This window comes from Geminocystis sp. CENA526 (assembly GCF_050753365.1).
In the GTDB taxonomy this organism is placed as follows: domain Bacteria; phylum Cyanobacteriota; class Cyanobacteriia; order Cyanobacteriales; family Cyanobacteriaceae; genus Geminocystis.
In genome coordinates this window covers 23,410-41,012 of sequence record NZ_JBLZFY010000004.1, presented here as the reverse complement: position 1 = coordinate 41,012, position 17,603 = coordinate 23,410, and the positions used below count along the sequence as shown (strand labels likewise).

At 32.9% G+C, this 17,603-nt stretch carries 31 protein-coding genes; 24 read left to right on the top strand and 7 right to left on the bottom strand.

Features of this window, described 5'->3' with window-relative positions:
* Window positions 1-15: 15 nt before the first annotated feature.
* Window positions 16-1,152, bottom strand: a complete 1,137-nt coding sequence (locus ACN4EE_RS02415; RefSeq protein ID WP_431704802.1) for a ferrochelatase — start codon at window positions 1,150-1,152, stop codon at window positions 16-18.
* Between the two features lie 357 nt (window positions 1,153-1,509).
* Here ACN4EE_RS02415 and ACN4EE_RS02410 point away from each other — a divergent pair, with 357 nt between their 5' ends.
* The 6 genes from ACN4EE_RS02410 to ACN4EE_RS02385 all read left to right on the top strand — a co-directional run bounded on the left by ACN4EE_RS02410 (window position 1,510) and on the right by ACN4EE_RS02385 (window position 5,535).
* Window positions 1,510-2,136 carry a methylthioribulose 1-phosphate dehydratase gene (locus ACN4EE_RS02410; RefSeq protein WP_431704801.1) on the top strand — a complete coding sequence of 209 codons (627 nt, stop codon included), beginning with the start codon at window positions 1,510-1,512 and terminating at the stop codon, window positions 2,134-2,136.
* A 48-nt stretch (window positions 2,137-2,184) separates the two neighbouring features.
* Window positions 2,185-2,376 (top strand): hypothetical protein, encoded by a 192-nt coding sequence (locus tag ACN4EE_RS02405; RefSeq protein ID WP_431704800.1) that lies wholly within the window; start codon window positions 2,185-2,187, stop codon window positions 2,374-2,376.
* Window positions 2,377-2,631: 255 nt separating this feature from the next.
* Complete coding sequence (locus ACN4EE_RS02400) at window positions 2,632-4,371, top strand: DUF7305 domain-containing protein (RefSeq protein ID WP_431704799.1); 1,740 nt, start codon at window positions 2,632-2,634, stop codon at window positions 4,369-4,371.
* Between the two features lie 139 nt (window positions 4,372-4,510).
* On the top strand, window positions 4,511-4,969 hold the full coding sequence (locus ACN4EE_RS02395; protein WP_431704798.1) for a DUF29 domain-containing protein: 459 nt from the start codon (window positions 4,511-4,513) through the stop codon (window positions 4,967-4,969).
* 128 nt (window positions 4,970-5,097) lie between these two features.
* The gene (locus tag ACN4EE_RS02390) at window positions 5,098-5,316 is read left to right on the top strand and encodes a type II toxin-antitoxin system HicB family antitoxin (RefSeq protein ID WP_431704797.1); all 219 of its coding nucleotides are present in this window, start codon (window positions 5,098-5,100) and stop codon (window positions 5,314-5,316) included.
* A complete protein-coding gene (locus tag ACN4EE_RS02385) occupies window positions 5,317-5,535 on the top strand; it encodes a type II toxin-antitoxin system HicA family toxin (RefSeq protein ID WP_431704796.1) in 219 nt (72 codons plus the stop codon).
* Window positions 5,536-5,679: 144 nt separating this feature from the next.
* Here the strand turns inward: ACN4EE_RS02385 and ACN4EE_RS02380 are convergent, their stop codons facing one another.
* The 3 genes from ACN4EE_RS02380 to ACN4EE_RS02370 form a co-directional block, all read right to left on the bottom strand.
* Complete coding sequence (locus ACN4EE_RS02380) at window positions 5,680-5,913, bottom strand: hypothetical protein (protein ID WP_431704795.1); 234 nt, start codon at window positions 5,911-5,913, stop codon at window positions 5,680-5,682.
* The gene (locus tag ACN4EE_RS02375; RefSeq protein WP_431704794.1) at window positions 5,894-6,172 is read right to left on the bottom strand and encodes a BrnT family toxin; all 279 of its coding nucleotides are present in this window, start codon (window positions 6,170-6,172) and stop codon (window positions 5,894-5,896) included. The genes ACN4EE_RS02380 and ACN4EE_RS02375 overlap by 20 nt, the downstream gene beginning before the upstream one ends.
* 96 nt (window positions 6,173-6,268) lie before the next feature.
* A complete protein-coding gene (locus ACN4EE_RS02370) occupies window positions 6,269-6,430 on the bottom strand; it encodes a hypothetical protein (protein ID WP_431704793.1) in 162 nt (53 codons plus the stop codon).
* Here ACN4EE_RS02370 and ACN4EE_RS02365 point away from each other — a divergent pair.
* From ACN4EE_RS02365 to ACN4EE_RS02355, 3 genes are all read left to right on the top strand, one after another.
* Window positions 6,429-6,641 (top strand): hypothetical protein, encoded by a 213-nt coding sequence (locus ACN4EE_RS02365; protein WP_431704792.1) that lies wholly within the window; start codon window positions 6,429-6,431, stop codon window positions 6,639-6,641. The genes ACN4EE_RS02370 and ACN4EE_RS02365 overlap by 2 nt on opposite strands.
* A complete protein-coding gene (locus tag ACN4EE_RS02360; RefSeq protein WP_431704791.1) occupies window positions 6,641-7,081 on the top strand; it encodes a putative toxin-antitoxin system toxin component, PIN family in 441 nt (146 codons plus the stop codon). The genes ACN4EE_RS02365 and ACN4EE_RS02360 overlap by 1 nt, the downstream gene beginning before the upstream one ends.
* Window positions 7,082-7,224: 143 nt before the next feature.
* Window positions 7,225-7,689, top strand: coding sequence for a DUF29 domain-containing protein (locus tag ACN4EE_RS02355; RefSeq protein WP_431704790.1), 465 nt, complete (start codon window positions 7,225-7,227; stop codon window positions 7,687-7,689).
* On the opposite strand, the gene ACN4EE_RS02350 is transcribed toward ACN4EE_RS02355, so the two are convergent.
* Window positions 7,686-7,922: a hypothetical protein gene (locus ACN4EE_RS02350; RefSeq protein WP_431704789.1), complete on the bottom strand. Its 237-nt coding sequence runs from the start codon at window positions 7,920-7,922 to the stop codon at window positions 7,686-7,688. The two genes, ACN4EE_RS02355 and ACN4EE_RS02350, sit on opposite strands and share 4 nt — an antisense overlap.
* Window positions 7,923-8,015: 93 nt before the next feature.
* Here ACN4EE_RS02350 and ACN4EE_RS02345 point away from each other — a divergent pair, with 93 nt between their 5' ends.
* The 10 genes from ACN4EE_RS02345 (at window position 8,016) to ACN4EE_RS02300 (ending at window position 12,129) form a co-directional block, all read left to right on the top strand.
* On the top strand, window positions 8,016-8,252 hold the full coding sequence (locus tag ACN4EE_RS02345) for a hypothetical protein (protein WP_431704788.1): 237 nt from the start codon (window positions 8,016-8,018) through the stop codon (window positions 8,250-8,252).
* Window positions 8,249-8,446, top strand: a complete 198-nt coding sequence (locus tag ACN4EE_RS02340; protein WP_431704787.1) for a DUF2283 domain-containing protein — start codon at window positions 8,249-8,251, stop codon at window positions 8,444-8,446. The genes ACN4EE_RS02345 and ACN4EE_RS02340 overlap by 4 nt, the downstream gene beginning before the upstream one ends.
* Before the next feature lie 218 nt (window positions 8,447-8,664).
* Window positions 8,665-8,889 (top strand): hypothetical protein, encoded by a 225-nt coding sequence (locus tag ACN4EE_RS02335; RefSeq protein WP_431704786.1) that lies wholly within the window; start codon window positions 8,665-8,667, stop codon window positions 8,887-8,889.
* 38 nt (window positions 8,890-8,927) lie between these two features.
* Window positions 8,928-9,329, top strand: a complete 402-nt coding sequence (vapC, locus tag ACN4EE_RS02330; protein ID WP_431704785.1) for a type II toxin-antitoxin system tRNA(fMet)-specific endonuclease VapC — start codon at window positions 8,928-8,930, stop codon at window positions 9,327-9,329.
* 287 nt (window positions 9,330-9,616) lie between these two features.
* Window positions 9,617-10,084 carry a DUF29 domain-containing protein gene (locus ACN4EE_RS02325; RefSeq protein ID WP_431704862.1) on the top strand — a complete coding sequence of 156 codons (468 nt, stop codon included), beginning with the start codon at window positions 9,617-9,619 and terminating at the stop codon, window positions 10,082-10,084.
* A gap of 93 nt (window positions 10,085-10,177) precedes the next feature.
* Entirely contained in the window at window positions 10,178-10,384 is a 207-nt protein-coding gene (locus ACN4EE_RS02320; protein ID WP_431704784.1) for a type II toxin-antitoxin system HicA family toxin, read from the top strand.
* Between the two features lie 4 nt (window positions 10,385-10,388).
* Window positions 10,389-10,610: a type II toxin-antitoxin system HicB family antitoxin gene (locus ACN4EE_RS02315; RefSeq protein WP_431704783.1), complete on the top strand. Its 222-nt coding sequence runs from the start codon at window positions 10,389-10,391 to the stop codon at window positions 10,608-10,610.
* 147 nt (window positions 10,611-10,757) lie between these two features.
* Window positions 10,758-11,213: a DUF29 domain-containing protein gene (locus ACN4EE_RS02310; protein WP_431704861.1), complete on the top strand. Its 456-nt coding sequence runs from the start codon at window positions 10,758-10,760 to the stop codon at window positions 11,211-11,213.
* Between the two features lie 80 nt (window positions 11,214-11,293).
* Complete coding sequence (locus ACN4EE_RS02305) at window positions 11,294-11,755, top strand: DUF29 domain-containing protein (protein WP_431704782.1); 462 nt, start codon at window positions 11,294-11,296, stop codon at window positions 11,753-11,755.
* A gap of 50 nt (window positions 11,756-11,805) precedes the next feature.
* Window positions 11,806-12,129, top strand: coding sequence for a DUF29 domain-containing protein (locus ACN4EE_RS02300; protein ID WP_431704781.1), 324 nt, complete (start codon window positions 11,806-11,808; stop codon window positions 12,127-12,129).
* Window positions 12,130-12,223: 94 nt separating this feature from the next.
* On the opposite strand, the gene ACN4EE_RS02295 is transcribed toward ACN4EE_RS02300, so the two are convergent.
* Both ACN4EE_RS02295 and ACN4EE_RS02290 read right to left on the bottom strand, forming a co-directional pair.
* The gene (locus ACN4EE_RS02295) at window positions 12,224-12,457 is read right to left on the bottom strand and encodes a hypothetical protein (RefSeq protein WP_431704780.1); all 234 of its coding nucleotides are present in this window, start codon (window positions 12,455-12,457) and stop codon (window positions 12,224-12,226) included.
* The gene (locus tag ACN4EE_RS02290; RefSeq protein WP_431704779.1) at window positions 12,438-12,716 is read right to left on the bottom strand and encodes a BrnT family toxin; all 279 of its coding nucleotides are present in this window, start codon (window positions 12,714-12,716) and stop codon (window positions 12,438-12,440) included. The genes ACN4EE_RS02295 and ACN4EE_RS02290 overlap by 20 nt, the downstream gene beginning before the upstream one ends.
* Before the next feature lie 206 nt (window positions 12,717-12,922).
* Here ACN4EE_RS02290 and ACN4EE_RS02285 point away from each other — a divergent pair, with 206 nt between their 5' ends.
* The 5 genes from ACN4EE_RS02285 to ACN4EE_RS02265 all read left to right on the top strand — a co-directional run bounded on the left by ACN4EE_RS02285 (window position 12,923) and on the right by ACN4EE_RS02265 (window position 17,511).
* Entirely contained in the window at window positions 12,923-13,387 is a 465-nt protein-coding gene (locus ACN4EE_RS02285; protein ID WP_431704778.1) for a DUF29 domain-containing protein, read from the top strand.
* 337 nt (window positions 13,388-13,724) lie between these two features.
* Window positions 13,725-16,322: an ATP-dependent chaperone ClpB gene (gene clpB / locus ACN4EE_RS02280; protein WP_431704777.1), complete on the top strand. Its 2,598-nt coding sequence runs from the start codon at window positions 13,725-13,727 to the stop codon at window positions 16,320-16,322.
* A 142-nt stretch (window positions 16,323-16,464) separates the two neighbouring features.
* Window positions 16,465-16,764, top strand: coding sequence for a hypothetical protein (locus ACN4EE_RS02275; protein ID WP_431704776.1), 300 nt, complete (start codon window positions 16,465-16,467; stop codon window positions 16,762-16,764).
* Between the two features lie 7 nt (window positions 16,765-16,771).
* Window positions 16,772-17,164: a toxin-antitoxin system TumE family protein gene (locus tag ACN4EE_RS02270; protein WP_431704775.1), complete on the top strand. Its 393-nt coding sequence runs from the start codon at window positions 16,772-16,774 to the stop codon at window positions 17,162-17,164.
* 23 nt (window positions 17,165-17,187) lie between these two features.
* Window positions 17,188-17,511 carry a helix-turn-helix domain-containing protein gene (locus tag ACN4EE_RS02265; protein ID WP_431704774.1) on the top strand — a complete coding sequence of 108 codons (324 nt, stop codon included), beginning with the start codon at window positions 17,188-17,190 and terminating at the stop codon, window positions 17,509-17,511.
* The last annotated feature ends 92 nt before the right edge of the window (window positions 17,512-17,603 follow it).

Genomic DNA, 17,603 nt, shown 5'->3' with positions numbered 1-17,603 from the left:
TTTAGTATAAACTATTTAGTGATGATGATGATGGTGATGATGTCCTTTTGTATGACTTGCGGTGGCAAGACTAGGATTAATTACCATTGCTTCATCGTTGAGTAAGGATTCAATCTGAGGATTTGCCCATTGCGCCGCCATAGCACAAAATTCATCGTTATCGTTAACGCATTCCATCTGTACATAGTTGACGTTAGGATATTTTCTCTGTAATGATTCGATGATGTGTTCTACATCTAAGAGGGTTTCGTGGTTTTCTGTGGCAAAACCGATAGGCATAAATACTAAGGCTTTCGCACCCAACTCAATAAGATTTCTTCCTGCTAACTCTGCATTGGGTTGAGTCCATTTAATTAAAGGTGTTTGATGGTTTAACCAACCGACAGAAATCATGGGGTAACGATTAATGAGTCTTTCTCTGACTAAATCATAGAGTTTTTGACTTTCATCGATGCCAGAGGTAAAGCCTTTAGCTTCATGGGGACATCCATGATTCATTAAGACAATACCAATTTCTGAGGGGAGATACGCGCTACTTAAGCTATGACTGATTTCCCTTTCTACCATTTTCGCTAATAATTCAATGTATTCGGGTTCGTTGTAAAAGGAGGGAATATAGCGCATTCCTTTAATCCAATGCTCTTGTAAATTGGCAGGTTTGGCTAGGGCTTGGTTCACTTGCTCTACAGCGATACCACTGGTAAAGATAGAATCAACTACGAGTAAGGGGTAGATTAATACTTTATCAAATCCTTCCTCTCTAATTTGTTCTAATACTTGTTCGGGTAGGTGGGGGGCGCAAAAGTTGAAGGCTTTAAATACTTTGACTCGATCGCCCCATGTGTGTTGTAAGTGATGCTCTATGTTCGATCGTTGTCTTTCAAAGATAGCGTTATGGGGGGAGATAAAGTTACCGTGTTGATGACTCCATTCGTGTAAGTCAAACACAGCCAACAGTTTGGCGATGGGGGGATATATCCATGTTGGCACTGGTGCAAATTTTGCCGTTAAAAGGTTTAAGGCTTGTTCGTTATAATTGGCAAAGTCGTCATAACTTTCTACTTCACCATATCCCATTAATAATACTGCTACTCGATCGAGGGAGTTTTCGGTAGAGTTGTTGTCGATAATTCTTTCAGGAGTTGCAACCACAATTGTTTCCTTTCTGTGTCAATGGTTAATAATATCCATTATAGGGGCATTTTTTGAGAATGTAGAATTAAGAATTGAGAATTGAGGTGTGAATCCATATCCCACAGTGTAATAAATTACACTGCTAATGAGATAACGTTCAATAAATTGAACTCTTTGTCTTTTGCCTTTTGTCTTTTGCCTTTTGTCTATTGTCAGTATCTTTTATTCCGTTGTTAATATATAATATAGTTAGGACTTAAGCATTTATACTAAAAATCAAGATTTGAGAGATTGCTTCGTTACCTCGCAATGACAAAATATCGTTATCTTTGCATAAGTCCTGATACTTTCTATTTTGATTAAGGATTGCTTAAATTGACTTATTCTGCACTAGATTTAGACTTCGCTATTGACAGCATTATTGAAACGGCTAATTTTCTGGATAGTAAAGGTTGGACTCCAGCTACCAGTAGTAATTTTTCTCAAAGGTTAGATGATAATTATTGTGCTATTACCGTGTCAGGAAAACATAAGGGAAGATTAACCCCTGATGATATTATGGTGGTGGATTTGCAAGGTAAGCCCCAAGACAATAAAAAACCTTCGGCGGAGACTCTCCTCCATACAACTTTATACGCCAAAAATTCTCATATTGGATCGGTATTACATACTCATTCTCTCAATAGTACCTTACTTAGTCTTTTAACGGAAAATTCTGCATGGAGATTAGAGGGTTATGAGTTGTTAAAGGCTTTTAATGGTATTTCTACCCATGAAAGTTCGATCGAACTCCCCATATTTGCTAATACTCAGGATATAGCCTTTTTAGCTCAACAAGTGCTGGAATATTTAGACAAAGGTATTCCCTGTTGGGGTTATCTAATTCGAGGGCATGGAGTTTATACTTGGGGTAGAGATATGGAAGAATCCCTCCGACATTTAGAATCGATCGAATATTTAATACAATGTGAGTTAGAAATTATGCGAATCAAAAGAAATTAGGAAGGCGAAAACCTTGCTGATTAATTATTTTAGCGGAATTAATAGTGTATGTTTTTTGTCTCATTATTTCCTGTTATAACATTTTTCTGCATAAAATACTTATCTCGATCGAACCTTCTTTGTCATTGCGAGGAAACGAAGCAATCTCTACTCGATCGAACTCCTTTTGTCATTGCGAGGCACGAAGCAATCTCCCCTCCCTCGAACTTCCCCTCTTTGTCATTGCAAAACATAAAATAATCTGATAAGGTCATAGAGAGGTAACGAAATAATCTCTGAAAGGAAAAAATAAGGATTTACCCTTAAGTACTGAGCAACTTTACACAAACTTTATATTAAAATTCAGTAAATACCTTGTGATATTTTTCCTTAACTTTGGGCATAATGAACTCGTAGATATAATGTAACTATTAAAAATTATGTCTATGTTTTTATATTTTTGATATTATATTAATAATTTTATAGCTTACCCACTGCAAAAGAGAGGAAATCGTTATGTTATTCGATCGAAGCAAAACCCAAAAACCAAAAAATTTAGCTCTTAAGTTTATCTATAATTTTCTATCTTTACAAAAACAACGTCAATTAGGAAACACTCTCACTGTGGGAGTATGTCTCGGATTAGTAGCGATTGCGGGTACAACAGTTTCCTTAATGAATGCAGGAAAGAATAAAACTAATGCCATAGCAGATGAACAAGCAAAACAAGCAATGGCGGCTGCAGAGGCTGGAGTTGCTCGTATTCAAGCACTTTTAGTGGAAAATCCAGATTTGGCTATTCTTTCTAACAGCCAGTGGACAGGTATAGCTAATGGAACTGTGGACAGTAATGCATTAAATCAATATTTGGATAATTTAGCTTCCAACAACTCTACAGCAAATAATCTTTTGGAATATAATACTGTAGTTAGCGATGTTCCAACTTGGGGTATTGAGAGTATATCAAGTAATTTATTTGCTTTTCTCCCCAATGATATGATTATTGCTAACAAAGGCAATTCAGGTAACAAAGGTAATTCAGGTAACTCAGGTAGCTCAGGTAATTCAGGTAACTCAGGAAGCTCAGGTAATTCGGGTAACTCAAACTCAGGTAATTCAGGTAGCTCAGGTTCCAATGCTTGTATTCCCTTTGTATCGGAAGATGAAAGTCCAAGTACAGTAACCCTAAAATTTACAGATCCAAAAGTCACTGAGATAAAAAATGGATTAACGGGGAATCAAAATCATGTGGATATTGTTTCAGGTACATCTATAAGTCTCAATGGAAATCCAGATGCCAGTTTTCAATTAATTAGTTACAAATTTGAAGGCGATCCTAATACTAGTGGTACTGGAACATTAATTATTGAAGGAGATTATCAAGACTCGTCACAAGCAAGAATAGAAGTTCAATTTCCTGTCGATATTAATTCAAACAAGGCTTCAGGTGGAGTACCTCTTCCCCTAAATTTCCCAGAAGCGGCTGGTCTTTGGGCTCAAAATTTTAGTATCAGTGGTGGTGGAAATCAAACAGTCAACTTCGATATACTAGACTCCTCTGGTTGTGTTAGTGGTGGTGTAGCTTGGAGCGCTCCTCCCAGTGGTGCGTTTAAGCATAATGGAGATCATCTATCATTTAGCACACTTTTCCCTCCCTTACCTTCAAAGCTAGATGAGAATAATAAGTTTACTATTCCCTCTGGAATATCTACCCTAAGTAATACTGATAAGAATTGTACTTTAACGCCTACATCGATTTCAAGTGAATACAAATATACGGGAGGTTGCAATCCTATTAATGTAGATATTAGTGGTGGTAAAACTGTCAAAATTTATTCTGATATTGCCGTTCCTACAGTTACAGTTACTGGACTTAACAATAATCCTGGTCGAGTAGTTGTTTATAGTAATGATGGGTTGTCTTTTGGCTCAAGTGCTCCACTATCAAATGCTGATCAATGGAAGCATATTCAATATTATGTTGCCTCTGGAGATGCCGTTACAAATGGAAATCTAACTTCATCTGGTTTCATTTTTGCTCCTAATTCTACATTCCGCATTAATGGTGGAGGTACAGGAACTCATACAGGACCTATTTGGGCTAAAACCTATGATACTGGTGGTGGCGGTAATAGTACGTTAAATCCTTCTTTGAGTCGAGCTAATTTTGAATATTTAGAACTGTTTAAAGTAGATTCTGATCCTCTTATTAAGATTGGTTCACCTCAAGGATATACCAGAGTCGCTATTCAATAATAATACGATATTTCTCAAAACAAAATTTAATCGATCGTCCTTCGGGGCGATTTTTTTTGTGAGTTACAGTCAAGATAACTGTTTTACGGGATTCAGATATATAATAAAATCCATTAGACTAAATTTATCTAAATTAGCTATGACAGAATCAATATTAATAAATCTCAAGGAATTATACGAAGTCGATAATTATTTATGGATACAAGAAACTGTAAAATTATTAGAAGAAAAAAAATTTAATGACTTAGATTTAGATAACTTAATTGAAGAAATTGTGGCTATGGGAATTAGTCAGAAAAGAGAACTAAAAAGTAGGCTAAGAGTTTTAATTATGCACTTATTAAAATATCAATATCAGTCACAAAAAATCTCTGAGAGTTGGTTGAGTACAATTATTGAGCAACGTTGTCAGTTAGAAGATTTACTAGAATTTAATCCTAGTTTACGACAATATATTGTAGAAATTATAGAGAAGTGTTACCTCGAAGCAAGAAAAAATGTTAGTAAAGAAACAGAATTGCCTTTAAATCAATTTCCTCTTGATAATCCTTTTACTGTAGAACAAATATTAGATGAGGATTGGTTTCCGAAACTTTAATTTTAAATGAGAGATTGCTTCGTGCCTCGCAATGACAGGGAAGGGTTTGATCGAGGTTTATGAGTTAAAAGGGTTCGATCGATTATAATGTTAATTAAATTTTTTTATCACAAAAAACTTACTTAAAAATGAAGTTTCAAGTAATATTTACCTTTGACTCAGAATATAATGGTTATGTAGCTGAAGTTCCTAGATTACCAGGTTGTGTTAGTCAGGGAAAAACAATGGACGAGGCGATCGCAAACATTAAAGATGCAATTCAAGGATATTTATATGTCCAGAATAAACATCAAATTGATGAGTTAAAAGAAGAAACAATCTCATTCATTGGGGAAGTAATTGTCTAAATGGGACTTTTATCTAATATTTCAGGAAAAAAAGCGGTCAAAATTTTTTGTAAATTTGGTTATATTGTGGATCATCAGACAGGTAGTCATATAATATTGTGGCATAATTCTAAAGCAACTTTATCAATACCTAATCATAAAGAATTAGCTCCCGGTTTATTGAGAAGTTTAATTCGTCAAGCTAGTATTTCCGTTGATGAGTTTTTGGCACATAAATAATCACCGAAAGTGGCGCTGTTCGATCGAGATTATGAGTTAAAAGGGTTCGATCGATATGAGAGATTGCTTCGTACCTCGCAATGACAAAACAATTCATGGTGATGAAGGTTCGATATAATAATGGAAAAGTTCGAGAAATAAGAATTACTTTTGTTGTTGTTTAACATAAAAATCAACAAGATTACGAATCATTGCCTGATAAGAAGCGTTGTGATGTTGAGCTTCACGTTTAAAAAAGTCGATACTTTCTTTTGTAAACTCCATTGTTATTCTTACTGTGTTTTTTTTCGGTACTAACTGCTCTGGTGGAGGCAGAAAATCTGTGACGATTGTAACATCACCAATAGGATATGCAGGATCAGGTGTTGTGTTTTTCATAAAATTTCCTCCATTTACGCCATTGTGCCGCACCAAATATACGAATTATTCCATTACGATAAGTAAAACGCACCGTTAAAACACGGTTTTCAACCTTCCCAATACAAAACCAACGTTCCTCAAGTTCGCTGTGTTTAGCATCATGGATAATTAAACGATGGGGATCGAAAAAAGCATACTGAGCAGTTTCAAAGTCAACACCATGTTTGATTTTGTTATTTGCATTTCTTTCACTATCCCAATCGAATGTTGAACTCATATTATTTTACCATAAAAATTATACATATAATTTAATGATTTTAAATCATTTGTCTTAAAAAAATGGTTTTCTCAAAGAACAAAGGAGTGATCGAGGTCATGAGGGTTCGATATAATAAAGACAAAGTTCGATGGAGGGAGATTGCTTCGTTTCCTCGCAATGACAGGGAAGGGTTCGATCGTCTGAGGGGATTCGATCGAGGTGATAAGAGTTCGATATAATAAAGGAAAAGTTCGATCGAGGTATAATCAAAAACATGAAAGTAAGCACATTACCTAAATATAGTATAAACCCTCCCCCGACAGAGAAAGAATTAAAAAGAGCAAAAGAACTAATGAAAATAGCTTTTGCCAATGTGGAAAAAAATATTTCACAGAGAAAGTCTAAAACGAAGGAGGAAAGTATAAAAGAATTTGAGGAGCTAAGACAAAAAATTATTATTCAGTGTGAAGAAAACGGAACTTTATAATGGTAAGTAAAAAGCCTTTAGTCGTGCTTGATACTTCTGTTTTTATCTCGGCTTATTTAAGTAGTAACGAGCTGACTTCTCCTAATAAAATATTGAATCTATGGCAACAAAGCTATTTTATCTTAATTGTTACTCCTTCGTTAATTGAAGAACTAATACTTGTTTTGCAAAGAAAAAAAGTAGATGAATTATACATTATTAGTTTAGTAGAAAAAATTAGAGAAAAATCTCTTATAAAAAGGGGAATATATGAAACGAACTATTTAGATAATATAGACCCTAAAGATAACATTTTTTTGTCAGCTTGTTATGAGGGGAAAGCCGATTATTTAGTGTCATTAGATAAACATTTACTAAATTTAAAACATTTTCATCAGACCTTAATTTTTAATCCTCAATCGTTTCTCAATCAAATTTATCAATACAATACTATTCAATGATTTATATAGAAGGCGGTTTTATTCGGATTTTTGGGTTGAACAGTGTTTAACACCTACAAATAAATTATAATAGGTTTGATCGTGTTTATAAGAGTTCTATATAATAAAGGGAAAGTTCGATCAATCGACATAAAGAGGTAATTATGAGAGTAATAGAAAAAATTGATTTAAAACAATTATATGAAATCGATGATGATTTGTGGTTAGAAGAAACTATTGATTTATTGAAAGAAAGAAAGTTTAATGAATTAGACTTAGAAAATTTAATCGAGGAATTAGAAAATTTGGGAAAAAGAGATAAATTAGCTGTTGGTAGTTTATTGGAACAAATTATTCGACATATCTTATTACTGACATATTGGGATATTGAATATGAAAGAAATCATCGTCATTGGAAAGCAGAAATAAAAAGTTTTAGAAAGCAGTTAAAAAAAGGATTAACTACTAATTTAAAAAATTATTTAGCAAACAATTTAGAGGAAATTTATCAAGAAGCTATTGATTATGTTCAAGTGAAATCCAATCTCAATATTTTTCCTTTAGAATGTTCTTATACTTTGGATCAGTTACTAGATGATGATTGGTTTCCTCCCGTGAACAACAATTAATATATAAATAAAATACAAGAAGAAAAGGTGCGATTTCGATCGCTAAAAGTAGCACTGTTCGATCGAGGTGATAAGAGTTCGATATAATAAAGGGAAAGTTCGATCGATATGGGAGATTGCTTCGTACCTCGCAATGACAAAATAGTTGGTATAATCAAGGAAAAGTTCGATCGAGGTAATATAATGATTAAAAGGGTTCGATCGATATAGGAGATTGCTTCGTTTCCTCGCAATGACAGGGAAAGGGGTTGATCGTGGTGGTGAGAGTTCGATCGATTAGATTCATTTTTAGGTAATATATGCTAATACTGCATAATATTCAAAAAATGAAGTTTACTCAGTATTTTTTAACAACTAGACAAAGAGAAGATAGAAAAATTATCAAATTAGAATGGATAGAAAATGTTATAGCTAATCCTATTAAACAAGAAATTCAAGCCGATGGTAGAATAAAATTGTGGGCAGTTATTCCAGAAATGGAAAATAAATATTTGCGTGTAATTCTTTTACCAGATGGAGAAACTGTACATAATGCTTTTTTCGATCGTAGTTTTAAACCATGAAGATAAAATATTTTGCGGATACTGATACTCTTTATATTGAATTAAAAGCAATGGAAATTATCGAAACGAAGGATTTAGATGATAATACTCTCATTGATATTGATATAGAAGGAAATATTTGTGCTATTACCCTTGAACACGCTCAAGAAAGAACTGATGTATTAAATTTTTCTTTTGAACAGGTTGTGGCTTGAGGTTTTGGAAAAGTGTGATCACTGAAAGTGATGCTGTTCGATCGCTAAAAGCGGCGCTGCGCGATCGAGTTTATAAGAGTTCTATATAATAAAGGAAAAGTTCGATCGATATGAGAGATTGCTTCGTGCCTCGCAATGACAAAGAAGGTTCGATCGTCTGAGGGGGTTCGATCGATTATAATAAATTAAAAGAGTCATTGTAAGAGGATAATTATAATATGAATATTGTTTTAAATAATATAGAACCTGTTTTAATTAATAAACTAGAAATTATTGCAAAAATAAAAGGTATTTCTCTAGGAGAAGAAATTAAATTAATTGTGGAAGATTATATAAATAAAAATATCACTAAAACTCCTGAAGAATTAGGATGGAGTGAAGATTTTTTTGATAAAACGGCAGGTATATGTGCTGATGAGCCGATTATTATTGATGATATATAATTTTAATTTGTGGAAAAATAACTGAATTTAATGATGTTATGTATTTGTTAGATACCAATGTGATTGTCAGATATTTGAATCAAAAATCACCCTTAATTATTGAAAGATTAAAAACTATAGCAGTTAAAGATATTTTTATTTGTTCCATTGTAAAAGCTGAATTATTTTACGGTGCAAATAAAAGTAATAATCCTTCCAAAAATTTGTCGAATCAAAAACTTTTTTTAGATAAATTTACCTCCCTTGATTTTGATGATAAGTCTGCTCAACAATATGGCATTATAAGAGCTTTTTTGGAAAAAAAAGGAACTCCTATCGGTGGAAACGATTTATTAATTGCATCGATCGCTATGGCGAATAATCTTATTCTGGTTACTCATAATACTAGAGAATTTGCAAGAATAGAAGGGTTATTATGGGAAGATTGGCAGGAAAAATAATTAATATTTAACATTAGCAATAAATGAGAGAGAAATATATATAATTAAGTGTAAAGAGTTCGATCAATTTTAATGAGTAAAAAGAGTTCGATCACTGAAAGTGGCGCTGAGCGATCGAGGTGATGAGGGTTCGATCGGGGTTATAGGGAGTTCGATATAATAAAGGAAAAGTTCGATCAATATGAGAGATTGCTTCGTGCCTCGCAATGACAAAGAAGGTTCGATCGTCTGAGGGGGTTCGATCGATTATAATGAGAGGAAAGTTCGATGGAGAGAAAGAGGTAATTATGAGAGTAATAGAAAAAGTTGATTTAAAACAATTATACGAAATCGATGATTATTTATGGATACAAGAAACGGTAAAATTATTAAAAGAAAAACAGTTTAATGAATTAGACTTAAGTAATTTAATTGAGGAGTTAGAGGATTTGGGTAGCGAAAAAAAATACACAGTAAAGAGTCTTTTACAGCAAATAATTAGACATTTATTATTAATTCAATACTGGGATAATGAAAGAGAAAGAAATTATGCACATTGGGAATCAGAAGTTATTAGTTTTCGTGATCAAATTAATGATCGAATGACTAAAAATTTTTACAATTATTTAGGAGAAAATATTAACAAGATTTATCAAAATGCCAGAAAATATGTAAAAGCTAAATCAAGGTTAGATACTTTCCCCTTAGAGTGTCCTTATACTTTAGATCAATTACTAGATGAGGATTGGTTTCCTCCAGTGAATAACAATGAATGAGAAAGGTTCGAGGTTAGTGGAATTTGTGCTTATAAAGGTTCGATATAATAAAGGAAAAGTTCGATCGATAATTTCAGGGAGAAACTTTTAAAAGTGCCGAAAAAAATTAGAGAACTTAAATCTATGTTACTCAAGGCAGGGTTTACTTATCGTTCAGGTAAGGGAAGTCATACGGTGTGGAATCATCCTCTTTTAGAAAATAGCTTAACTCTTTCTGGGAAAGATGGTGCTGATGCTAACCGTTATCAAGAAAAAGATGTAAAAAATGCGCTTAAAGATTTAGAAAATATACAGGAGTAAATCTATGAACTATAAATATAGTATTCTTATTCAATGGTTAAATGAAGATCAAAAATATATTGTTAGTTTACCCGAATTTGGTCCTTATGCTCATACTCACGGGGATAGCTATGAAGAAGCCTTGAAAAATGGTCAAGAGGTTTTAGACTTATTAATTGAAGACTATCAAGCAAGGAATAAGCCTTTACCAAAGCCGATGAAAAATTTGGAATTAATAAATCATTAGAGTTTGATCACCAAAAGTGGCACTGTTCGATCTATATGAGAGATTGCTTCGTGTCTCGCAATGACAAAGAAGGTTCGATCGTCTGAGGAGGTTCGATCGATTATAATGATTAAAAGAGTTCAGTTCGATCGACATAAAGAGGTAATTATGAGAGTAATAGAAAAAATTGATTTAAAAAAATTATATGAAATCGATGATCATTTGTGGTTAGAAGAAACTATTGATTTATTGAAAGAAAGAAAGTTTAATGAATTAGACTTAGAAAATTTAATTGAGGAGTTAGAAAGTTTGGCAAGACGGGATAAGTTAGCAATAAGAAATTTATTAGAGCAAATTATTAGACATTTATTATTAATTCAATATTGGGATAATGAAAGAGACAAAAATTATCGTCATTGGCGTTCAGAAGTTACCAGTTTTCGGAGTCAAATTAATAAAAAAATAACCACGAACTTTTATAATTACTTACAAAACAATTTAGAAGATACATATATAGATGCTTACGATTATGTAGTAGATAAATCGGGAATAAATATTTTTCCTTCAGAATGTCCTTATAATTTAGATCAACTATTAGATAAAACTTGGTTTCCTGAAATCTAAATTTCATCTTCTTGATCGAGGTTATAGGGAGTTCGATATAATAAACGAAAGGTTCGATCAATGGAGAGAAAGAGGTAATTATGAAAGTAATAGAAAAAGTTGACTTAAAAGAATTATACGAAATCGACGAATATTTATGGATACAAGAAACGGTAAAATTACTAAAGAAAAAACAGCTTGATCAAATAGATTTAGAAAATTTAATTGACGAATTAGAAAGTACAGCTAATGAAATAAAATTCAATATCAGTGATTTATTGCAAAATATTATTAGATATTTATTATTATTAAATTATTGCCATGACAAAAAAGATAGAGGACAAAATTATCGTGATTTAAAAGCAGAAATTACTCATTATCGTATTGAAACTAATAGACGTATTACAGAAAATTTTTATAATTACTTAAACGATCAGATCGATCATATCTATGAAAATGCCAGAGAATATGTAAAAGCTAGGTCTGGACTTGATATTTTCCCCGTAGAATGCCCTTATACTTTAGATCACTTGCTAAATGAAGACTGGTTTCCTGAGTTATAAACTAAAAAAAGTTAATTGATTGAAAAAATTTAATTAAGGAGTAAGAAAGTTTGGCGAGACGAGATAAATTAGCATTACAAAGTCTTTTAGAACAAATTATTAGACATTTATTATTAATTCAATACTGGGAAGAAGAAAGAGACAGAAATGATCACCATTGGTGTTCAGAAGTTACCAGTTTTCGTGATCAAATTAACGATCGAATGACAAAAAATTTTTACAATTATTTAGGGGAAAATAGGGTCTTAATTTATAGAAAAGCTCGTAAATATGTTATAGATAAATCGGGCATTAATACTTTTCCTAAGCAGTGTCCTTATAGTTTAGATCAATTATTAGATGAAGATTGGTTTCCTCCGATGAATCACAATTAACACATAAACAAGACTAAAGAAGGAAAGTTTTGATCATTTGGCGAGGATTCGATCAAGGTCATATAATGAGTTAAAAGAGTTCGATCGATAAGAATTATTTTTGTTGTTGTTTGGAATAAAAATCAACAAGATTACGAATCATTGCCTGATAAGAAGCATTGTGCTGTTGAGCTTCACGTTTAAAAAAGTCAATACTTTCTTTTGTAAACTCCATTGTTATTCTTACAGTATTTTTTTTCGGCACTAACTGCTCTGGTGGAGGCAAAAAATCCGTTACGATTGTAACATCACCAATAGGATATGTGGGATCAGGTGTTGTGTTTTTCATAAAATTTCCTCCATTTACGCCATTGTGCAGCACCAAATATACGAATTATTCCATTACGATAAGTAAAACGCACCGTTAAAAGACGGTTCTCAACCTTCCCAATACAAAACCAACGTTCTTCAATTTCGCTGTGTTTAGCATCATGGATAATTAAACGATGGGGATCGAAAAAAGCATATTGAGCGGTTTCAAAGTCAATACCATGTTTTATTTTGTTATTTGCATTTGTTTCACTATCCCAATCGAACGTTGAACCCATATTATCTTACCATAAAAATTATACATATAATTTAATGATTTTAAATCATTTGTCTTAAAAAAATGCTTTTCTCAAAGAACAGAGGTGCGATCGCTGAACGCTGTTCGATCGAGGTTATAGGGAGTTCGATATAATAAACGAAAGATTCGATCGAGGTTATATAATTAAGTGTAAAGAGTTTGATCGATCGAGAGAAAGAAGTAATTATGAAAGTAATTGGAAAAGTTAATTTAAAAGAATTATATGAAATAGATGATTATTTATGGATACAAGAAACGGTAAAATTATTAAAAGAAAAAAAGTTTAATCAATTAGACTTAGAAAATTTAATAGAGGAATTAGATGATTTGGGTAGAGAGAGAAAAAACAAGGTAGAAAGTTTGTTAGAACAAATTATTAAACATCTTCTTTTGCTTGAGTATTGGGAATCGGAGTATGAGTTTAATTCGGCTCATTGGGAGGCAGAGATTACGGCTTTTCGTACTCAGTTAAGAAAATCTTTAACAACTAATTTATACAATCATCTTCAACAAGAACTAATTAGTATTTATCAAGATGCTTTGAAATATGTTAAAAGAAAAAGTCGCTTAAATACCTTTCCCAATCAATGTCCATATACTTTAGAACAATTATTAGATGAAAATTGGTTTCCTTCAATAAATAATAATTAACACATGGGCAATACTCAACAAGGAAAGATTTGAGGGAGGATTTAGGGAAATACATTGATAAAGTTCATTCGCTAAGTCTTTAAGAAACTCATTTTGTGTACGATAATCTTGATTTAAAACCGATATACAAGTAGGTTAGAATGAACAGTAACAAAAAAGCTATAGTGATTAAATCACGACTCAAGAAGTAGGGTATTCCTCCCCCTTTTTTTACTTTTAAACAATCTATAATAATTGATAGACTTTAAAACATTACAATTAATGAAGTAAAAGTCCATATTGTCTAATTATTTTTATTACTTATATTTATTGTTTATTCGTTTAATTTTAGAGTAAAATGCAACCAACAAACCCCCAACAATTTACTGAAAAGGCATGGGAGGCTATAGTCAAAACTCCCGATATTGCTAAACAAAATCAACATCAACAAATCGAAAGCGAACACCTCTTAAAATCTCTTTTAGAACAAGAGGGATTAGCTGTTAATATCTTTAATAAAGCTAACGTTAGTGTTGCTCGTTTAAGAGATAAAGTTGATGAATTTATTGCTCGTCAAGCTAAGATTAAAAACATCGGTGATTCTGTCTATTTAGGCAAAAGTTTAGATACCCTTTTCGATAGAGCTGATAATTATAAAAAACAGTTTGATGATGATTTTATTTCGATCGAACATATCATCTTAGGCTATGCACAAGATGACCGTTTTGGCAAGAAATTATTACAAGAATTTAACCTAGATGAAAATAAATTAAAATCCATTATTAAAGATATAAGAGGAAGTCAAAAAGTGAGTGATCAAAACCCAGAAAATAAATATGAATCTTTGACGAAATACGGTCGAGATTTAACCGAATTAGCCAAACTTGGTAAGCTCGATCCCGTTATCGGTAGAGATGATGAAGTTCGCCGTACTATTCAAATCCTTTCCCGCCGTACCAAAAACAACCCCGTCTTAATTGGTGAACCGGGGGTAGGTAAAACTGCTATTGTGGAAGGATTAGCCCAACGTATTATAAACCGAGATGTACCCGAATCTTTGCTCGATCGAACCCTCATCGCCTTAGACATGGGCGCGTTGATTGCTGGTGCAAAATATCGAGGGGAGTTTGAAGAAAGACTCAAAGCCGTATTGAAGGAAGTCACCGACTCTCAAGGCAATATTATTCTATTTATCGATGAGATACATACCGTTGTTGGTGCTGGTGCGACTCAAGGGGCAATGGATGCAGGAAACCTTTTAAAACCCATGTTAGCACGAGGTGAATTGCGTTGTATCGGTGCGACTACCCTCGATGAATACCGCAAGTATATCGAGAAGGATGCCGCCTTAGAGAGACGTTTTCAATCGGTTTTCGTAGATGAACCCAATGTAATCGATACTATCTCAATTTTGCGCGGTTTGAAAGAGCGCTACGAAGTCCATCACGGGGTAAAAATTGCCGATGGTGCTTTGGTTGCCGCCGCTATGCTTTCTAATCGTTATATTACCGATCGATTTTTACCTGATAAAGCTATTGATTTAGTGGATGAATCTGCCGCTAAATTAAAGATGGAAATTACCTCCAAACCAGAGGAATTAGATGAGGTCGATCGAAAAATTTTACAGCTAGAAATGGAACGTTTATCTCTTAAAAAAGAGGTAGATCAAGCATCTGTTGAAAGACGGGAAAAATTAGAGCAAGAATTAGCGAATTTAAAAGAAGAACAATCCGCTTTTAATGCTCAGTGGCAGGGAGAAAAAGAAGCGATCGATCAAATTCGTAATTTAAGAGAATCTCTCGAAAAAATTAACCTCGAAATTCAACAAGCCGAGCGTGATTATGACTATAATAAAGCTGCCGAATTAAGATACGGAAAACTAACGGATATTCAAAGACAAATAAAAGATAAAGAGGCATTATTAGCAGAAAAACAGACGAGCGGAAAATCTCTTTTAAGGGAAGAAGTTACCGAATCTGACATAGCCGAAATCATCTCAAAATGGACTGGTATTCCTATTAGTAAATTAGTGGAATCTGAGAAAGAGAAATTATTACACCTTGAAGATCAACTCCATGAGCGAGTAATCGGACAAAATGAGGCAGTTATCGCCGTTTCTGACGCTATTCAACGCTCTCGTGCAGGTTTAGCCGATCCTAATCGTCCTACCGCCAGTTTTATCTTTCTAGGTCCTACGGGTGTCGGTAAAACCGAGTTAGCTAAAGCCTTAGCTCAAATTCTCTTTGACACGGAGGAGGCGATCGTACGGATAGATATGTCAGAGTACATGGAAAAACACACCGTTTCTCGTTTAATGGGTGCGCCTCCGGGATATGTTGGCTATGAAGAAGGAGGGCAACTCACCGAAGCCATCCGCCGTCGCCCTTATTCTGTGGTATTATTCGATGAGATTGAAAAAGCTCATCCTGACGTGTTTAACGTGATGTTGCAAATCTTGGATGATGGACGCTTGACTGATTCTCAAGGGCGTACCGTTGATTTTACCAATACTATCATCATTATGACCAGTAACATCGGTTCGCAGTATATCCTTGATGTATCGGGAGATAACTCGAAATACGATGAGATGCGTAGTCGGGTGATGGAAGCCATGAGGGCGAGTTTCCGTCCTGAATTTTTGAATCGTATCGATGAAATAATCATCTTCCATAGCCTTGAAAAATCGGAATTGAGAAATATCGTCAAAATTCAAGTAAAACGCCTAGAATCCCGCTTAAACGAGCAGAAAATGGCATTAACATTGACCGATCCAGCCCTCGATTTTCTCTCTGACATCGGTTATGATCCAGTATATGGTGCAAGACCTTTAAAACGAGCAATACAAAGATACTTAGAGACTTCGATCGCCAAAGCGATTTTAAGGGGAGAATTTAAAGATGGAGATACAATTTTAGTCGATGTCGAAGACGAAAGATTGAGTCTTAAAATTGCTTAACCTTCACCCCCAACCCCCTCTCCCACAGGGAAGGGGGAATTAAAAGTAGGGTGGGCATTGCCCACCTTTTTTGATTATGAGGTAATCTAAAAATTAGCTTTAATACCTGACTATTTATTAATTTTGAATCCTTTATAAAAGTATGAATACACAATTAGTTAATTCTCTAACTAAAATTATTTTATCTCTTTCAGAAGAAGAAAGAAATTTATTAAATAAACAAACAAATTTAGATAATAATAATTCACCAAAACTTAATACAATTCAACAAAATATTATTGATTTAGAAATTCAATTAAAAAACTATGAAAATAAATATAAAATGTCCTCTTATGATTTTTACACTCAATTTCGTCAAGGAAAATTAGGGGATGATATTGATTTATTTGAATGGAGTGTTTTTTATGAAATGTTGTTATCCGCAAAGGAAGAGTTAAAATAAGATAATAATGATAACTCTGGAAAATTATATTAATTTAATAAAAGAAAAATTAAACACAAGTTTAGTTATTAAATCCTTTAAAATTATTGATGAAAGAATTTTATTTAAACGGGGTTATTTTCGGGCAAGAATTACCTTAATTAATCAAGATTTTCTCGAAGTTGCACAATCTTTTACGTTAATTGATAGTCGATTAGTAACATTAAGTTATCGTTATCAATGGATGAATGAAACTAAGCAAAAATTAAGAAAACGTTGGGATAATGTTGAGCATTTTCCCGATTTGCCAAATTTTCCTCATCATGTTCATATTGAAGATGAATTGATCGTAAAACCTAGTGAATCAAGAAATATTTTACAGATTATAAACTTAATTGAACAGGAAATAAAATCAATATAAACTTTTATTATCATGAAAAAGTTATGAACAATAAAAATGTTTATCAAAGTGATATTTTAGCATCTATTCATGAAACAGCATCTGATTTACACTCCTTAGATTTGTTAAGTGAATCTAAAATGAAAGAATTTGACGAGATATGTTTAAGTCCAATTCAATCTCTTAAACCAGAAGAAATTAAAGCTATTCGTCAAGAACAAAATTTAAGTCAAGAAGTATTTGCCAAATATTTGAATGTCTCTTCTCGTTTAATTTTACAATGGGAAAATGGAGAAAAAAAACCTAAAGGCTCATCTTTAAAATTGTTAAATCTTGTTAAAAATAAAGGAATTTCTATTTTAATTTAATTATCCAAAATGATTTGTAAATGTCTTTAATTAATATTTTTTTTGTAATTCATATTCTTAATTTTTACCCATTAAAACTATAGTTTAATTTC

What these genes read in the sequence shown, in the direction of transcription:
- ACN4EE_RS02405 (WP_431704800.1), top strand. Translation starts at nt 2,185, where the DNA reads ATGTTTTTTGTCTCATTATTTCCTGTTATAACATTTTTCTGCATAAAA.
- ACN4EE_RS02400 (WP_431704799.1), top strand. Translation starts at nt 2,632, where the DNA reads ATGTTATTCGATCGAAGCAAAACCCAAAAACCAAAAAATTTAGCTCTT.
- ACN4EE_RS02395 (WP_431704798.1), top strand. Translation starts at nt 4,511, where the DNA reads ATGACAGAATCAATATTAATAAATCTCAAGGAATTATACGAAGTCGAT.
- ACN4EE_RS02390 (WP_431704797.1), top strand. Translation starts at nt 5,098, where the DNA reads ATGAAGTTTCAAGTAATATTTACCTTTGACTCAGAATATAATGGTTAT.
- ACN4EE_RS02385 (WP_431704796.1), top strand. Translation starts at nt 5,317, where the DNA reads ATGGGACTTTTATCTAATATTTCAGGAAAAAAAGCGGTCAAAATTTTT.
- ACN4EE_RS02380 (WP_431704795.1), bottom strand. Translation starts at nt 5,913, where the DNA reads ATGAAAAACACAACACCTGATCCTGCATATCCTATTGGTGATGTTACA.
- ACN4EE_RS02375 (WP_431704794.1), bottom strand. Translation starts at nt 6,172, where the DNA reads ATGAGTTCAACATTCGATTGGGATAGTGAAAGAAATGCAAATAACAAA.
- ACN4EE_RS02365 (WP_431704792.1), top strand. Translation starts at nt 6,429, where the DNA reads ATGAAAGTAAGCACATTACCTAAATATAGTATAAACCCTCCCCCGACA.
- ACN4EE_RS02370 (WP_431704793.1), bottom strand. Translation starts at nt 6,430, where the DNA reads ATGTTTTTGATTATACCTCGATCGAACTTTTCCTTTATTATATCGAAC.
- ACN4EE_RS02360 (WP_431704791.1), top strand. Translation starts at nt 6,641, where the DNA reads ATGGTAAGTAAAAAGCCTTTAGTCGTGCTTGATACTTCTGTTTTTATC.
- ACN4EE_RS02355 (WP_431704790.1), top strand. Translation starts at nt 7,225, where the DNA reads ATGAGAGTAATAGAAAAAATTGATTTAAAACAATTATATGAAATCGAT.
- ACN4EE_RS02345 (WP_431704788.1), top strand. Translation starts at nt 8,016, where the DNA reads ATGAAGTTTACTCAGTATTTTTTAACAACTAGACAAAGAGAAGATAGA.
- ACN4EE_RS02340 (WP_431704787.1), top strand. Translation starts at nt 8,249, where the DNA reads ATGAAGATAAAATATTTTGCGGATACTGATACTCTTTATATTGAATTA.
- ACN4EE_RS02335 (WP_431704786.1), top strand. Translation starts at nt 8,665, where the DNA reads ATGAATATTGTTTTAAATAATATAGAACCTGTTTTAATTAATAAACTA.
- vapC (WP_431704785.1), top strand. Translation starts at nt 8,928, where the DNA reads ATGTATTTGTTAGATACCAATGTGATTGTCAGATATTTGAATCAAAAA.
- ACN4EE_RS02325 (WP_431704862.1), top strand. Translation starts at nt 9,617, where the DNA reads ATGAGAGTAATAGAAAAAGTTGATTTAAAACAATTATACGAAATCGAT.
- ACN4EE_RS02315 (WP_431704783.1), top strand. Translation starts at nt 10,389, where the DNA reads ATGAACTATAAATATAGTATTCTTATTCAATGGTTAAATGAAGATCAA.
- ACN4EE_RS02310 (WP_431704861.1), top strand. Translation starts at nt 10,758, where the DNA reads ATGAGAGTAATAGAAAAAATTGATTTAAAAAAATTATATGAAATCGAT.
- ACN4EE_RS02305 (WP_431704782.1), top strand. Translation starts at nt 11,294, where the DNA reads ATGAAAGTAATAGAAAAAGTTGACTTAAAAGAATTATACGAAATCGAC.
- ACN4EE_RS02295 (WP_431704780.1), bottom strand. Translation starts at nt 12,457, where the DNA reads ATGAAAAACACAACACCTGATCCCACATATCCTATTGGTGATGTTACA.
- ACN4EE_RS02290 (WP_431704779.1), bottom strand. Translation starts at nt 12,716, where the DNA reads ATGGGTTCAACGTTCGATTGGGATAGTGAAACAAATGCAAATAACAAA.
- ACN4EE_RS02285 (WP_431704778.1), top strand. Translation starts at nt 12,923, where the DNA reads ATGAAAGTAATTGGAAAAGTTAATTTAAAAGAATTATATGAAATAGAT.
- clpB (WP_431704777.1), top strand. Translation starts at nt 13,725, where the DNA reads ATGCAACCAACAAACCCCCAACAATTTACTGAAAAGGCATGGGAGGCT.
- ACN4EE_RS02275 (WP_431704776.1), top strand. Translation starts at nt 16,465, where the DNA reads ATGAATACACAATTAGTTAATTCTCTAACTAAAATTATTTTATCTCTT.
- ACN4EE_RS02270 (WP_431704775.1), top strand. Translation starts at nt 16,772, where the DNA reads ATGATAACTCTGGAAAATTATATTAATTTAATAAAAGAAAAATTAAAC.
- ACN4EE_RS02265 (WP_431704774.1), top strand. Translation starts at nt 17,188, where the DNA reads ATGAACAATAAAAATGTTTATCAAAGTGATATTTTAGCATCTATTCAT.